The organism is Pseudolysinimonas sp. (assembly GCF_039912695.1).
Taxonomy (GTDB): domain Bacteria; phylum Actinomycetota; class Actinomycetes; order Actinomycetales; family Microbacteriaceae; genus Pseudolysinimonas_A.
The window spans coordinates 203,729-217,407 of record NZ_JBDSPJ010000024.1 but is presented as its reverse complement, the minus strand read 5'-3'; the positions used below and the strand labels follow the sequence as shown (position 1 = coordinate 217,407).

Here is a 13,679-nt window from a genome sequence, read left to right as displayed (position 1 = left end):
CTAGAATCGCTGACAGGTCCCCGGGTCGTGTGTGATCCGTGGTGCGCATCCTTTTCTGGAGCGGCGACCCGCGTCTGTTTCGGCGCGTCCCGTTTGCTGCGCCCTCCAGGAGATCCCATGACCGTCCGCCGTCCTTTCGCTTTCGTCGCTGTGGCAACCGTGCTGGTGCTCGCCGCCTGCACCACACCCGCTGCCATCCCGACCAACTCGCCGACCACATCCGGTCCCGTGACGGTTGAGAACTGCGGCGTTGCCGTCACCTTCGCCACGCCCCCGCAGCGCGTCATCACGATCAAGTCGACGTCGACCGAGATGATGCTCGCGCTCGGGGTCGGCGACCGGATCGTCGGCACCGCCTACCAGGACGGCCCGGTTCCCGATGAGTGGGCGTCCGGTGCCGCCGCAATTCCGGTGCTGGCCGACAAGATGCCCAGCGAAGAGGTCGTCCTCAACGCCGAACCCGATCTGGTCTACTCAGGCTGGGAGTCGGCCTTCGCGCCGGATGCCGCAGGCAACCGAGCCGAGCTGCAGTCCCTCGGAGTCGCGACGTACGTGCAACCTGCGGCCTGCCAGAGCGCCGATCAGCCCGCGAAACTCAGCTTTGACGAGATCTTCCGGGAGATCGCCGAGGCCGCCAAAATCTTCGACGTCGACCCGACCGCTCTGCTCGAGCAGCAGAAGACGAAGCTGGATGCCATCCACCCCGCCAGTGGAAACCTCACCGCGCTCTGGTGGTCGTCGGGCAAGGACACGCCCTATGTCGGCGCCGGGATCGGAGCGCCCGAACTGCTGCTCGAAACCGCGGGCCTGACCAATATTGCCGGAGACATCAACATGACCTGGAGTCCGCTGGGCTGGGAGTCGATCCTCGCCGCTGACCCCGATGTGATCGTTCTGGTCGACGCCTCGTGGAACACCGCCGGCCACAAGATCGAGTACCTCACGTCCAACCCGGCGACCGCTAACCTGACCGCGGTGAAGAACTCGCGCTACATCGTCATCCCGTTCGCGGCGAGCGAGGCGGGAGTGCGCAGCGTCGACGCTGCAGCATCTATTGCCGACCAACTGAAGACCCTCAAGCTCCCGTGAAGCGCACCGGGACGATTCGAGTCGGCGCCATCGGCGTCGGTCTCGCGGTCGTCCTCGTCGCCTCCGTCGTCGTCGCTGTCACGATCGGCCCGGCCGACCTCAGCGTCGGCGAGGTGTGGGGTGCGATCTGGTCGCACCTGTTCGGCACCGGGTCGCCACTCTCCGTGCTGCGTGACGGGATCGTCTGGGAGCTGAGGCTCCCCCGCATCCTGACCGCCGCGTGCGTCGGTGCCGGTCTCGCGCTCGTCGGCGCGATCATGCAGGCCCTGACGCGCAACCAGTTGGCGGATCCCTACCTGCTCGGCATCTCATCCGGTGCCTCCCTCGGCGCCGTCAGCGTGCTGCTGCTCGGGGTCGCGGTGCTGTTGCCCGTCGCGGCGTTCATCGGCGCGATCCTGGCTCTCGGGGCCACGTTGGCCCTGGCGGGATCGTTCGGTCGCATCACCCCGACCCGCACGGTGCTCGCCGGGGTCGCGGTGTCATCCCTCGCCGGAGCTCTCACCTCGTTCGCGATCTTCTGGGCGGCAACCGGCGACTCCTACCGCGAGGTGCTGTCCTGGCTGCTCGGCTCACTCGCCGGCGCGCGGTGGGAGGCGGTCGCGATCGCGGGAATCGCGTTCCTGGTGATCGGCGTACCCCTCACCCTCACCGGGCGGCTTCTGGATGCTTTCGCCCTCGGTGACACGACCGCGGCGTCGCTCGGCATCCCGGTGCAGGGGGTTCGGTGGGGTCTGCTCGGCGCGTCGGCCGTGCTGACCGGTGCGCTGGTCTCCGTGAGTGGCTCGATCGGGTTCGTCGGACTCGTGCTCCCGCACGCGGTTCGCCTTCTCGTTGGAGCGGGGCATCGAGCACTTCTGCCGCTCTCGGCCCTCGTCGGCGCAGTATTTCTGGTCTGGGCCGACACTCTCGCGCGCACGATCTTCGACCCGCGGGAACTCCCTGTCGGCATCGTGACCGCGATCATCGGGGCACCGGTGTTCGCAGTACTTCTGGTGCGGCGACGGAGTGAAGCATGAGCCTCTCGGTCGCCGGTGTCACCGTGAGGGCCGGTGCCGCCGTGCTGGTGGACGGTGCTTCGTTCGTCGCCCCCGCCGGTGCGGTGACGGCGCTGCTCGGCCCAAACGGCGCCGGCAAGTCGACCCTGCTCCGTGCGCTGTCGGGAGTCGCGAGACCGGATGCCGGGACCGTGTCTTTCGAGGGAGCCGACCTCCTCGCGATGCGCCGCCGCGACCGCGCGCGACTCGTCGCCTTCGTCGAGCAGGAGGCGACGACCGAACTGCCGCTGACATCCCGAGCCGTCGCGGCGCTCGGTCGGACCCCGCACTCGTCGTTCCTCGGCGGAACCGATCCGGCATCGGATGACGTGGTCACCGCCGCTCTCACCGCGGCCGGCGCGCTCGAGTTCGCCGATCGCGAGCTGCCGTCGCTCTCGGGCGGAGAGCGTCAGCGGGTGCTCATCGCCCGAGCCCTCGCCCAGCAACCCCGTCTGCTGCTGCTGGATGAGCCGATGAACCACCTCGACATCGCCGCCCAACTCGAGGTGTTCGCGCTACTCACCCGTTTGGCACACGACGAGGGAGTGACGATCGTCGCGGCCCTTCACGATCTGGCCCTCGCGGCATCCCATGCCGATCACGTCGTGGTGCTCTCACGCGGTCGCGTGGTCACCGCGGGATCGACGTCCGAAACGCTCACGCCCGAGGTCATCCAGGATGTCTACGGCGTGCGTGCCGCCTGGACAACGAACCCGATCACGAAGAAGCCGCTACTAGCGGTCGGGATGTCATCCTCACCCCGCGGAATCGGGCCGACGGCGGAACGTGATGCCGACCCGGTCGAGGAGGGATGGCGGGAGGAAGACCGCCCGCAGCCGCACCCCTGAGGACGCGGCGACAGCAATCGCGTGCCGCACCTCGCGCACGTCGTCGACGGTCATGGCACCCGAGCCCGGCCGGTCGTAGGCGGACTGCTCGACGCCGAGACGTAGCCGCGAGACCGTGCCTTCCCCGACGATGATCTCGAGCCGTCGTCCCAGTTGTCGTGGCGTCTCGGAGTCGGGCGCCGACCATTCGTGATCGCGCGCCGTATCTCGCACCTCGTCCCAGGCGGCTGCTGCGGCATCCCGACCGGTTGTCATTGCCGCGAACCTCCGCGAGCGAATGACGAAACGGATGATGGCCGGGGTCAGCAGCACGAGCAAGATAAACAGCAACATCAGCATCGCGATCGGCAGCGGGTTGACGGCCTCGGTCTGCACGACGGTGCCGGGGTCGGTCGGGTCGTCGGGAGCGATCGACGGGCCGGTGCCGGGGTTGGCGACCCCGGTTGGCGCGGGCTGGGGGCCCTCGACCTGCGGGGTCGTCGGGTCATCGACTCCGGCGACAGTGGAGTAGGTCGGTAGGAAACCGCGACCGGGTGTCGGCTCGAAGCGCAGCCACCCGATTCCCGAGAAGTACAGCTCGGGCCACGCGTGCAGGTCGTCGGAGCTGACCGTGTAGTTCGTCATCCCCTCGGTCGACGGCGCGGGGCTTTCACCCGCATCGGGTACGACCGGCTCACCGGGCTGGAAGCCGATGGCGATGCGCGATGGGATGCCGAGAGTGCGCGCCATCACAGCCATTGCTGACGCGTAATGCACGCAGTATCCCGACTTCTCTTGCAGGAATCGTTCGATTGCCTGCATCCCGTTGCCGTCGTAGTGGCCCTGAACCGGCGACTCTTCGGAGTAGACGAAGTCTCCGCTCGTGAAATAGTCCTGAAGGGCCAGGGCCTTCTGCCAGGGCGTGGTTGCCGAACTGGTGACCTGCTGCGCGATCTCACCGATCGAGGCCGGCATGAAGCTCGGCAAGACGAGGTACTTCGGGTCGGTGCCGTCAGGGGTCGCATCGCGCAGTTGGTCAAGGTTGGGCTGCGGCACGACGAACGCGGATGCGTAGCTCTCACCCGAGACGGTGCCTGTTCGGGTGCGCACCGCGAGGCTGTCAGGTTCCCACGACCAGTCGCCGGACAGACCCTTGATCGACGAGGTTCCGTAAGGGGTGGGCAACCACCGGCCGGCAAGATTTTGAACCTGCACATCGACTGTGTACGAGTTCGTGATGATCGTCGACGCCAGACCAGGCAGAGCCGGAAACTTGTCTACCGAGTCTGACGGAACCCACGGCTCGGTAGCGGGTTCCCAGTCGTTCCCCTGAAAGTCGTCGAGAGTCGCGAGCCGAAGGTACGCCCCACCCGGTGCGTTGGTGGAGTAGGTGAGCACCTCGACGGGCTTGGCACGCCGCAGGTCGGCGCCGAGGTCGATGAACGGGTTGACCGACGGGGTGCCCGACCCGAAGACGCCACCCGTGCGAGCGACCTCGTCGGCTTGCGGAGTGATCGTCGGCAGGATCAGAGACCCGGCGATCACCACTGCCGCGGTGGCGACAACGGCCGCGCGGCCTGCCGGGCGACGGCCGACGCGGAGCAGCGCGAGGAACGCAATGACCGCCACGATGTAGGCAAGCGGGAGGGCGAGATCCGACCGGATCATCACCGGAATGGCCAGGATCGTCGCGAGGGGGAACGCGACTGCTGCCGGCATCCGCCCGACGTCGATCACCAGAACGCCGATGATTGCGCACGCTGCGGCGAGGCCACCGAGCAGGAAGAGCAGCCCGTCGACCGTGATCGCGGGCACGCTCTGATTGGCGATCGCCTCCGCACCACCCTGGGCGAGGTCGCCCCAGGTGGCCACTACCTGGGGGGTCGGGATGAATCCGAGCACCGCGTCGTCGCGCGCAAACGTGAAGGTGAGACTCGCAACCGCGACGACGACGGCAGCGACGGCGGGCAGCCAGGCCCGACGAGAGAACACGACGGCTGCGGCGGCAGCGGCGATCGGCAGCACCGCGAACGACACCATCGTCACCAGCCAGGTGGTGCCGTCGAAGATCTTGGACAACCCCGCGATACTCGCGATCAGGGCGACCGCGAAGAGCACCAGGCGGATGATCGTGGGCCGCACCTCGGGACGCGCGGTGGTCGACAGCGTGCCCTTCGCCGCACCCGGCTTCGGGGTGGCGACGGCGCGGGATGGCGGCGGCGCGATTCGGGTGTCAACCACGAGACACCGGAGTAACGGCCCGTGTCGCCGAAGCAGAGCCACGCCAGGCATCCATCGGCTCACTGTCGGGGTCGACCTCGACGACGGTCCACCCCTCGTTCCGCAACCTCACGACCACCGCCTGCCGGGGCTCCACGAGGAACGCGTAGGCCGGAGCGTTCGGGGCGCGGCGGTGGATCATCCAGTCGATGGTCGCGTCGTCGGGGTCTGCCGCGACAGCGAACAGCGGGCCCACGGCATCCCCGAGTCGGATCTGGTCGAGGTCGTCTTCGTCCGAGAGCTGCACCCCGGCGAGGCTGGTCAGAAACCCGTCACCGCGACGACTTTCTGTTCGCGGCCCAAACTGCTCGATCTGACCGCGAGAACTCTCTTCAACCTCGAGCCGGAACCCCGCTCCGTCGAGATGGATGCCGAGGGACGCGCTCATCGCCACCACCCACTCGAAGGATTCGCTCGACCAGTCGGACCACCAGACGCTACGGTCGCGGCTCGCGTCGGGGTAGCCCGAGCGGCGGGTGTCGACGAGGACGCGCGCATCGGGATGGCTGCGGTGCTCCTCTTGGCGCACCATCAGCTCGCCGCGCCGCGCTGACGCCCGCCAATGCACCCGGCGCAGGGCGTCGCCCACCCGGTACTCGCGGGTGGTCAAGTCGTCGTCGTTGCCGGTGACGCGGTGCCGCACGAGTTGCGCCGAACCATCACCGTCGGCGAGTGCCGGTCCATCGTCGCCGAGCGCGGCAAGTCGGGGCACAACCACGAGTCGATCGGTTTCGCCCACGGCGACCGAGGCCCGCCACATTCCAAAGGGATCTTCGTACTCGACGACGAACGGTCCGACGACGTAGAGCCCGCGGCGCGGCGGGTGGACGTCGTCTTCGACCACGCGGGTGCGGTTCGTTGCCGCCGTGGTTCCCAGGCCCGGCACCTCGTGGGAGGCGAGCGACTCCTGCCACGGGATGGCGTCATCCCCCGCGAACGGAATCGTCGACACGGTGCCTTCGTTCCGCAACCGGATCGTCATCCGCACTCGGCTGCCTGCGGCGACGACCGGCGGAGAGAATAGTCGGGTGACCGAGATCTTGGGGCGGCGAATGCGTACGTAGATGACCCCGCACAACGGCAACAGGAACGCGACACCGGCGAGAACCAGGGCCTCCTGCCGCCCGGCGGTGTAGCCGAACGTCACCACGACTACCCCGAGTGCGAACGACACGAACGCGCGCAGTCTCGGGCGGATCGAGGTGAGCCGCACCAACGAGTGCTTCTCGCGGGATGCGGGGGTGGAGGTCATCAGCGGTTCAGCGCGCGAGTCTTAGCGCGTCGATGGCTGCACCCCGGAAGCGCCCAGCGGCACCGGAGTGGCAGCGACGATTCGCTGGGTGATGTCGGCGGCATCCGCGTTGCTGCCCAGACCCGAACGCGCGACCACCAGGCGGTGGGCGATCACCGAGACGGCGAGCGCGTCAATGTCGTCGGGCAACACGAAGTCGCGGCCGTCGAGGGCGGCTCGGGCTTTGGCAGCTCGCACCAGCTGGAGCGTTGCCCGAGGGCTGGCGCCGAGCCTCAGTTCACGGTCGACGCGGGTGGCCGCCGCGATCGCGACCGCGTAGTGCTCGACCGCGGGGCTGACGAATACCGACCGCACCGTCGCGATCATCTGACGCAGACGCTCGAGGGTGACGACGGGTGCGAGGGCGTCGAGCGGGCTGCCGGTCTCGCGCGAGCGAAGCATCGTCACTTCGGCCGCCTGGTCGGGATACCCCATCGAGATGCGGGCGGTGAAGCGGTCGCGCTGCGCTTCGGGGAGGGCGTAGGTGCCCTCCATCTCGATCGGATTCTGGGTCGCGATGACGGTGAATGGATTCGGCAGCGCGTAACTGGCGCCATCCACCGTGACCTGTCGCTCTTCCATGCTTTCCAGCAGCGCGCTTTGGGTTTTCGGCGACGCGCGGTTGATCTCATCCCCGATCAGGATGTTCGCGAACACCGGGCCGGGCTTGAACTCGAACTCGCGCTCAGCCTGGTTGTAAATGGACACCCCGGTGATATCGGCCGGCAGCAGGTCGGGAGTGAATTGGATGCGGTTGACGCTGCAGTCGACGCTGCGACCCAGCGCTCGGGCCAGCATCGTCTTACCGACGCCGGGCACGTCTTCCATCAGAAGGTGGCCTTCCGCGAGCAACACGGTCACCGCAGTTTCGACGGCCTGACGTTTGCCGTCGATGACCGTCTCGATCGCGGCCATCACCGCTCGGGCGTCGAGGAGGAATTCGGAAGGCGCCAACGGCTCCGGCCCGAACCGATCGCCCGAGTTGGCGCCGACGTCCGAGCTGATCCCTGAACCTGCCCCTGAAGCGGAGTAATCACTCATCTTCGGAAGTCTGCCACTGGAATGCGCCCGAAGGGGCTGGGAATCTGCCGGATCACCGGCCCCCGCACGAGCGATCGCGATGGGGAGTTGTGCCCACCGTCCCCTTCGGTGGCGTCGATAGGGTGAGAGGTCACCCGAGAATTCCCAGGAGTATGGATGAATCCCGCCGTCGAGGCCGCTGACCCGGCCACCGATCCCGCACGTTTGGCGCAGATCGCCCACCAGAGTCCCGAACTCGCGGCGACGGTGGCGGCGAATCCGACAACGTACCCAGGTCTGCTCGAGTGGATCGTTCAGTACGGCGACGACGCGGCGAAAGCGGCAGCCCGGGTGCGGATGGGAATTTCGGCGACGCCGCCCCCGCCCCCGCCCGCAGGCCTCGCTCCGGCAGCGTCGCTCCCGCCTGCTTCGCCCGTCACTGCTGGTGCCGGCCCGCACCTCTCGCCACGGGTCTTCGCAATCGGCGGCGGGGCGCTCGCTGTCGTCGCGCTCGGCGTGGTGGCTGCCCTCGTCATCCCGTCTCTGATCGGCGGTGGCGGTGGCCCGGGGAACATCACGACAGCGGAGATCTTGCATGAGCCCAAGCTCGACGCCTGGAGGATCACCAACCCGTTCGATGGCGCGGGATCGCCTGACGAGGTTGTAGACCTCAACACCTTCGAAGTCGGCCAGGACCTCGCCGTGCTCAGCTGGTACAGCCGTAACAGCAGCGACTACGGCGCGTCGGAGACGTCCACCAATCGCGCGTCGCTCGTCAACACCCGCACCGGCGCGACGATGTGGGTAGTCGACACTGCGGGCTCGGTCGTGGCCGCAGTGGGCGGGGTCGGCAACGGGCCAACGGTGCTCGCGCTCAGCGATGACCAAGGCGATAACGGGCAATTGATCGCGATCGACCGCAACGGCAAGCAGGTCAGCGCGACATTGCCGAACGATGGCTACTCCCTGTACACGGCGGGAGATGTGACCTCGTCGTTCCGCACGCGTGCCGTCATGATTGATGGCGATGTGCTCGCGACGAATGGCAATTCGTTGGCGCGGTTGTCGGCCAACGACCTGAGTAAGGCGGCCTGGAGCATTGATGAGGGGGGTGGCAACATCGCCGTCACACCCGACCGCGTCATCATCGGCGACAGCGCCTACTCGCTCAGTACGGGTAAGTCAGTCACGTGGAAGGGCGGCTCCGACCTCTACGTCTTGCCCCTCGGGCAACGCCTGATCGCGAGCAAACAAGACGGCGACTCGTACGACATCGTCGGGTTGACTACCGATGGCGACGAGACCTGGAGCACGCCCCTGTCCAGCACCTCAGTGATCGCTTCCGCAGATGTGATTGTCACCGGAGACCCTTCATCGGGCACCCTGACGGGGATCTCAATGGCCGACGGCTCAGTGCTGTGGACAACAAACTTCAGCCAGAACGATGGCCAGCTTTACACGCAGTATGGAACTGACGTCGTCTGGGTCAGCTCCGGCGGAGATGGGTTCACCGGCATCAACGCCCGAACCGGAGTCGAGTTGTACCGCAACAGCGACATCATCCAAAGCGGCAGTTTGATCGGCGGCACGCGCAACGTCGTGTACGTCAGTGGCGGCTCGGCGCTTGAGGCGTACAACCCGCAGACCGGCGTTCAACTGTGGTCGTTGCCAACCCCTTCCGGTGCGGACGACTATTACCAGTTCGCGTTGCTCGGGGGTCATCTTGTCGCGCAACACACCCTCGACTCGGCTGACACCGACTACTCGAGCGAAGTCGTGCTCGAGGGCATCGGCTGATCGGAGTTTCTTACGAGTGGATGCCGCCGCCGGCTTCAAGGCCGGCGCGGTACCCCTCGTCCCAGGCTTCGGTGGTACCTCGGCTGAACATGTCGGTGTCGGCTGAGCGCACGAGCGCTTGAGCTCCGACCTGGTCGATCCCGTCGGTGACGTAGCGGGCAAGCCCGCGCACCACGGCGACCGGCGTTCCGTTCGCCTTCCCCTTCACGAGGTCGGCCGCAGCGGCGATCTCGTCGCCCACTGCGGCCACCGTGACGTGAAGTTCGCGGCCTTCGGCATCCATCGTCCCGCGAAGGTCATCGACGACCCGCAGTCCGGCCGCGCCGATCGCGACGTCGGTCTGCCCTTCGCGCCAGGGGCGCCCGAAGGTGTCGGTGATCAGAACGCCGATGCGGATGCCGAAACGCTCCCGCAGGGCGACGCACAGTACGCGAGCCGACTCGTCGGGATTCTTGGGCAGCAACAGCACCACCCCGTCGGGCGCGTTACTCGCGTCGACGCCGGCGGCGGCCATCACCTGACCCCACTCGTTCTGCACGATGCGGGTGCTTCCGCGGGTGGCGACAACGCGCACGGTCTCGGCGGTGATCGCCTCTTCGCGATCGGTGGCGTGGATGATGCGACCCTCGGCCTTGCTCACGATTTTGCTGGTCACCGCCAGGATGTCGCCATCCTGAACCTGCCCGTGAAGGGCGTCACCCAGCAGCTGGGCGAGATCGTCACCGGGGTGAAACTCGGGCAACCCCTCGATCGCCCAGACGGTGAGCGCGGCCCCGGTCATCGCGTGAGTTTCGGCAGCACGTCGCGACCGAAGACGTCGAGAAACTCAGCCTGATTGCGGCCGACGTTGTGCAGGTAGAGGCGGTCGACCCCGAGGTCGAAGAACGATTGCAGATAAGCACGATGGATGTCGGGGTCGGCCGAGATGACCAAGCGCCCCTCGAAATGTTCGGGACGCACCATCCGCGCCATCTGTTCGATCTCGTAGGGATCGCGAATGTCGGCCTTCCCAAATCGCAGCCCGAGATTCGGCCACTCGGCCAGCGCGTTCGCCATCGCCTCCTCATCCGTCGGCGCCCAACTCACGTGCACGCGCATGATCTTGGTGCCGCCCCGGTGACCCGCCTCCCGACGTCCTTCGTCGAACCGCTGGAAGAGGGTGGCGACCTTCTCGGGCGCACCGGCCTCGGTGATGATGCCGTCGACCGTGCGGCCCGCTCGCTTCGCGGTGACCGGTCCCGACGCGGCGACCAGGATCGGCGGCGCGTGTTCGGGCATCGTCCACAGCCGGGTCGACTCGAGGCGGTAGTACTTGCCCTCGTGTCGCACGTCTTTGTCGGTCAGGCCACTCGTGAACAGCTTCTTGATGATGTCGATGGCCTCGAACATGCGGTCGATGCGCTCCGGGGCATCCGGCCAGTACTGCCCGACCACGTGTTCGTTGAGCGCCTCACCGCTGCCCAACCCGAGCCAGTGCCTGCCGGGATACATCGCCTCAAGCGTCGCGCTGGCCTGGGCCACGACTGCGGGATGAAAGCGGAACGTCGGCGTGCTGACCCCGGTACCGAGATCGCCCTTCGTGGTCTGACCGAGGGCGGAGAGAACATTCCAGACGAAGGATGCCTGCCCCTGCTGCGGCGTCCACGGTTGGAAGTGATCGGCGGCCATCACGCCCTGGAACCCGTGGAGTTCGGCGGTCTTCGCGATGGCGAGGATCGCGTTTGGTGCGAATTGCTCGAGCATCGCGGCGTATCCGACGACTGCTCTCATAGGTACAGTTTGGCCCTCGCTGCGCGTTCCGGCGTCGAAAATGGTCCACCCGAGCCGCTGAGGTGGACCGATTGCACCGCCTGAACGCGCGTAGCGTGCTCGACATGACCGGGATCTCAGCCATCACTCTGTTCGTCGAAGACCTCGCCGTCGCGCGCGACTGGTATGACCGGGTCTTCTCGCCCCCCGAGTACTTCGGCGACGACGTGGCGGCCGCCTTCAAGGTCGGCGAGACGATCGTGAACCTGCTGCAGGTCACCGAGGCCCCCGACCTGATGGCGCCGGCACAGGTTGGCACCGCGACCGCCGGGGTGCGGGCCCTGATGACGATCGACGTCGAGGACGTCGACACCCGTGTCGCCGAACTGAAAGATGCAGGCATCCCGATTCTCAACGGCCCGATGAATCGGCCGTGGGGCATTCGCACGGCGTCGTTTCTCGACCCGTCAGGCCACGCCTGGGAACTTTCGGGACCGGTCAGCTAACGGCTGGATCCTCGTCGGCCGAGTCCTGCTCTTCGGCGTCCTCATCCCACTGGTCGCGACCTTCCCAGGTCGCAATATCGGCGACGTTTCCCTCGGCGTCGATGAGCGACCACCAGGCGGGCGCGTACTTGTCGCCCAGCATTCGACCGCCAGCCTCAAGCGCTGCGGCGACGCGAGCCTCCGCGACATCCGGCGGCACCTGAATGTCGAGGTGAAACCGGTTGCGCGGCGGTCGGTGCTGGTCGACATGGTCGAACCAGATCAGCGGCAACCTGCGGCGGGGGTCGACGAATACTCCGCCGCCGCGGTCGGTGTAACCCAGCACCGCCTGCCAGAAGGGCATGACGGCATCCGGATCCACCACATCCACCGCGATCATCATCGACTGGGCGAGTGACGGGTCGGCCGGGATCTCGAGAAACTTCGCCGCCTCAGTAATCGCATGCGCGAGGGTGACATCGTTCTCGGTGAGCGACCGTTCGGAGTGCGTGGTCAGCTTCACGGTCACCGACGTCGGCCGAATATCGAGATCGGGATGATGGTCGAGCGGCGCGGCGGCATCCGCAATCAGCACCGCGAACCCGACCGCCTGCGAGAAGGATGTCGTGCGGTAGACGGTCATCGCCGAACTTCCGATGACACGCCAGTCGTCGTATCCGACCGCGTCGTGAAACTGCTTCGCACTAATGGCCGCAGGGCGCTCTTGAGGAGTCGGCATGCGCTGACGCTACCCGTAGCGCCTGACGTCAGACCGCCGCCTGGGCGCCCGACGCGATGCTGCGGAACATCGCCCGCATCTCGATGTTCGCGATGAGGGTCATCAGCGCCATCCGCACGCTGTCTGCGTTGCGCGGGTCGACCGCGAAGACCGGGATGAGACGGTTCGGGTAGACGGAGGCGATGACCTCGGAGTAGTCGGGAACCAGCGGGCGGTTGGAGACGTCGGCGCGGGTGATTCCCACGACGATCCCCCCCTTGTCGTACAGGTCGCCGAACTCGTCGAGAAACTCGAGCATCGCGTCGAACGGCTTCGGGGCGTCGTTGTGCACGAGAAGCACCATGCCGGTGGCTCGGCGCTTCAGGATGCTCCACATGAAGGAGAAACGCCGCTGCCCGGGGATGCCGTAGAGCCTGACGAGTTCGTCTTCAGTGTCGCCATCCCCACCCAGCAGGATCGTGCCGTAGTCGAGTGCGACTGTCGTCGTCGGCTTGTCGGCGGTTTCACGATCGTTGTTCGTCGCCTCGGTCGCGATGACCTTGGTCTCGCTCAGAGTCTGAATAGCAGTCGTCTTGCCGGCGCCCATCGGGCCGGCGAACAGGATGACGTGTTCGCTCATTGCCCGGTCCTCACAGACCCAGTCGGGCCTTCAGGCGGGCAAACAGTCCGCTGACCTGTACCTGCGGTTCGGCGACCGGTGCCGGCGCAACTGCCGACGCACGCAGAATGCCCATCAGGCTAAACGCGTTCACGACACGCTGTGCCGCCGCCTCGGTGACGCCGCCCGCAGCAGCGAGTTCGGCCGGTGTCGCGTCGGCGTTGCCGAGCATCGCCGTCATCCGAACCTCGTCGAGGGTGATCGGCAGTTGGGCAAGATTCGGCCACCGGGTCAAGCGGTAGCGGTCATCGGCCCACAGCCAGGATGCCGGCTCGTCGATAAAAGCGTGTCGGCCGATCAGCCAGAGCAGACCGTCGAGGTCGCGGCCTGGAAGCGCGAACGGCGGCGGTGCGTCCTCGGTGGTCGGATGCGTTTCGACCAGCACGGCCGCGGGAGCCTCGGGAAAGTGATCGAGCGGCACATCCCACGCGTAGGCGTGGTGGCGAAAGTCGATCGAGAGCGAACCGTGGCCCACGACATCCAGTCGCAAGAGAACAGGTGTCGGGATGCGTCGCACCGAGTGAATCGCAACGGCAGCGCTCGCCCAGCCTGCAGTGCTCGGCAGCGGTTGCTGTCGGACCACCGGGGGTTGTGCGTCTGCCTGATCGTCAGTGACCAGGCGGGTCGAATTGGACATCAGATCCTCGAGGCGTCGCTCATCGGATCGTGCATGGTGCCAGCTCCCCGTCGTCGCGGTTCCCGATCCTTTG

13 protein-coding genes are annotated in these 13,679 nt (G+C 67.0%); 5 read left to right on the top strand and 8 right to left on the bottom strand.

Features of this window, described 5'->3' with window-relative positions; genetic code table 11:
• Positions 1–117 precede the first annotated feature (117 nt).
• The 3 genes from ABIR17_RS12620 to ABIR17_RS12610 are packed head-to-tail and all read left to right on the top strand — an operon-like array spanning position 118 to position 2,971.
• Entirely contained in the window at positions 118–1,089 is a 972-nt protein-coding gene (locus ABIR17_RS12620) for a putative F420-0 ABC transporter substrate-binding protein (RefSeq protein WP_348004747.1), read from the top strand.
• A complete protein-coding gene (locus ABIR17_RS12615) occupies positions 1,086–2,105 on the top strand; it encodes a putative F420-0 ABC transporter permease subunit (RefSeq protein WP_348004746.1) in 1,020 nt (339 codons plus the stop codon). The genes ABIR17_RS12620 and ABIR17_RS12615 overlap by 4 nt, the downstream gene beginning before the upstream one ends.
• A complete protein-coding gene (locus tag ABIR17_RS12610; protein ID WP_348004745.1) occupies positions 2,102–2,971 on the top strand; it encodes an ATP-binding cassette domain-containing protein in 870 nt (289 codons plus the stop codon). The genes ABIR17_RS12615 and ABIR17_RS12610 overlap by 4 nt, the downstream gene beginning before the upstream one ends.
• Here the strand turns inward: ABIR17_RS12610 and ABIR17_RS12605 are convergent.
• The 3 genes from ABIR17_RS12605 to ABIR17_RS12595 are packed head-to-tail and all read right to left on the bottom strand — an operon-like array spanning position 2,879 to position 7,436.
• Positions 2,879–5,191 carry a DUF3488 and transglutaminase-like domain-containing protein gene (locus ABIR17_RS12605; protein ID WP_348004744.1) on the bottom strand — a complete coding sequence of 771 codons (2,313 nt, stop codon included), beginning with the start codon at positions 5,189–5,191 and terminating at the stop codon, positions 2,879–2,881. The genes ABIR17_RS12610 and ABIR17_RS12605 overlap by 93 nt on opposite strands.
• Positions 5,184–6,482 (bottom strand): DUF58 domain-containing protein, encoded by a 1,299-nt coding sequence (locus ABIR17_RS12600; protein ID WP_348004743.1) that lies wholly within the window; start codon positions 6,480–6,482, stop codon positions 5,184–5,186. Before ABIR17_RS12600 ends, ABIR17_RS12605 begins: the two co-directional genes overlap by 8 nt.
• 21 nt (positions 6,483–6,503) lie before the next feature.
• On the bottom strand, positions 6,504–7,436 hold the full coding sequence (locus ABIR17_RS12595; RefSeq protein WP_348004809.1) for a MoxR family ATPase: 933 nt from the start codon (positions 7,434–7,436) through the stop codon (positions 6,504–6,506).
• A 282-nt stretch (positions 7,437–7,718) separates the two neighbouring features.
• Here ABIR17_RS12595 and ABIR17_RS12590 point away from each other — a divergent pair, with 282 nt between their 5' ends.
• A complete protein-coding gene (locus ABIR17_RS12590) occupies positions 7,719–9,338 on the top strand; it encodes a PQQ-binding-like beta-propeller repeat protein (protein ID WP_348004742.1) in 1,620 nt (539 codons plus the stop codon).
• A 10-nt stretch (positions 9,339–9,348) separates the two neighbouring features.
• Here the strand turns inward: ABIR17_RS12590 and ABIR17_RS12585 are convergent, their stop codons facing one another.
• Both ABIR17_RS12585 and ABIR17_RS12580 read right to left on the bottom strand, forming a co-directional pair.
• Positions 9,349–10,119 (bottom strand): coenzyme F420-0:L-glutamate ligase, encoded by a 771-nt coding sequence (locus tag ABIR17_RS12585; protein WP_348004741.1) that lies wholly within the window; start codon positions 10,117–10,119, stop codon positions 9,349–9,351.
• Entirely contained in the window at positions 10,116–11,108 is a 993-nt protein-coding gene (locus ABIR17_RS12580) for a TIGR03557 family F420-dependent LLM class oxidoreductase (RefSeq protein WP_348004740.1), read from the bottom strand. Before ABIR17_RS12580 ends, ABIR17_RS12585 begins: the two co-directional genes overlap by 4 nt.
• A 104-nt stretch (positions 11,109–11,212) precedes the next feature.
• Between ABIR17_RS12580 and ABIR17_RS12575 the strand changes: the two genes are divergently transcribed.
• The gene (locus ABIR17_RS12575) at positions 11,213–11,593 is read left to right on the top strand and encodes a VOC family protein (protein WP_348004739.1); all 381 of its coding nucleotides are present in this window, start codon (positions 11,213–11,215) and stop codon (positions 11,591–11,593) included.
• On the opposite strand, the gene ABIR17_RS12570 is transcribed toward ABIR17_RS12575, so the two are convergent.
• The 3 genes from ABIR17_RS12570 to ABIR17_RS12560 are packed head-to-tail and all read right to left on the bottom strand — an operon-like array spanning position 11,586 to position 13,606.
• Positions 11,586–12,311: a VOC family protein gene (locus tag ABIR17_RS12570; RefSeq protein ID WP_348004738.1), complete on the bottom strand. Its 726-nt coding sequence runs from the start codon at positions 12,309–12,311 to the stop codon at positions 11,586–11,588. The two genes, ABIR17_RS12575 and ABIR17_RS12570, sit on opposite strands and share 8 nt — an antisense overlap.
• A 28-nt stretch (positions 12,312–12,339) precedes the next feature.
• Entirely contained in the window at positions 12,340–12,930 is a 591-nt protein-coding gene (locus ABIR17_RS12565; RefSeq protein WP_348004737.1) for an ATP/GTP-binding protein, read from the bottom strand.
• Positions 12,931–12,940: 10 nt separating this feature from the next.
• Positions 12,941–13,606, bottom strand: a complete 666-nt coding sequence (locus ABIR17_RS12560) for a hypothetical protein (RefSeq protein WP_348004736.1) — start codon at positions 13,604–13,606, stop codon at positions 12,941–12,943.
• Positions 13,607–13,679 lie beyond the last annotated feature (73 nt).

Bases quoted from the DNA above. Each gene is read 5' to 3' on its own strand.
- ABIR17_RS12620 (WP_348004747.1), top strand. From the start codon at position 118: ATGACCGTCCGCCGTCCTTTCGCTTTCGTCGCTGTGGCAACCGTGCTG.
- ABIR17_RS12610 (WP_348004745.1), top strand. From the start codon at position 2,102: ATGAGCCTCTCGGTCGCCGGTGTCACCGTGAGGGCCGGTGCCGCCGTG.
- ABIR17_RS12600 (WP_348004743.1), bottom strand. From the start codon at position 6,482: ATGACCTCCACCCCCGCATCCCGCGAGAAGCACTCGTTGGTGCGGCTC.
- ABIR17_RS12595 (WP_348004809.1), bottom strand. From the start codon at position 7,436: ATGGCCGCGATCGAGACGGTCATCGACGGCAAACGTCAGGCCGTCGAA.
- ABIR17_RS12590 (WP_348004742.1), top strand. From the start codon at position 7,719: ATGAATCCCGCCGTCGAGGCCGCTGACCCGGCCACCGATCCCGCACGT.
- ABIR17_RS12585 (WP_348004741.1), bottom strand. From the start codon at position 10,119: ATGACCGGGGCCGCGCTCACCGTCTGGGCGATCGAGGGGTTGCCCGAG.
- ABIR17_RS12580 (WP_348004740.1), bottom strand. From the start codon at position 11,108: ATGAGAGCAGTCGTCGGATACGCCGCGATGCTCGAGCAATTCGCACCA.
- ABIR17_RS12575 (WP_348004739.1), top strand. From the start codon at position 11,213: ATGACCGGGATCTCAGCCATCACTCTGTTCGTCGAAGACCTCGCCGTC.
- ABIR17_RS12570 (WP_348004738.1), bottom strand. From the start codon at position 12,311: ATGCCGACTCCTCAAGAGCGCCCTGCGGCCATTAGTGCGAAGCAGTTT.
- ABIR17_RS12565 (WP_348004737.1), bottom strand. From the start codon at position 12,930: ATGAGCGAACACGTCATCCTGTTCGCCGGCCCGATGGGCGCCGGCAAG.
- ABIR17_RS12560 (WP_348004736.1), bottom strand. From the start codon at position 13,606: ATGTCCAATTCGACCCGCCTGGTCACTGACGATCAGGCAGACGCACAA.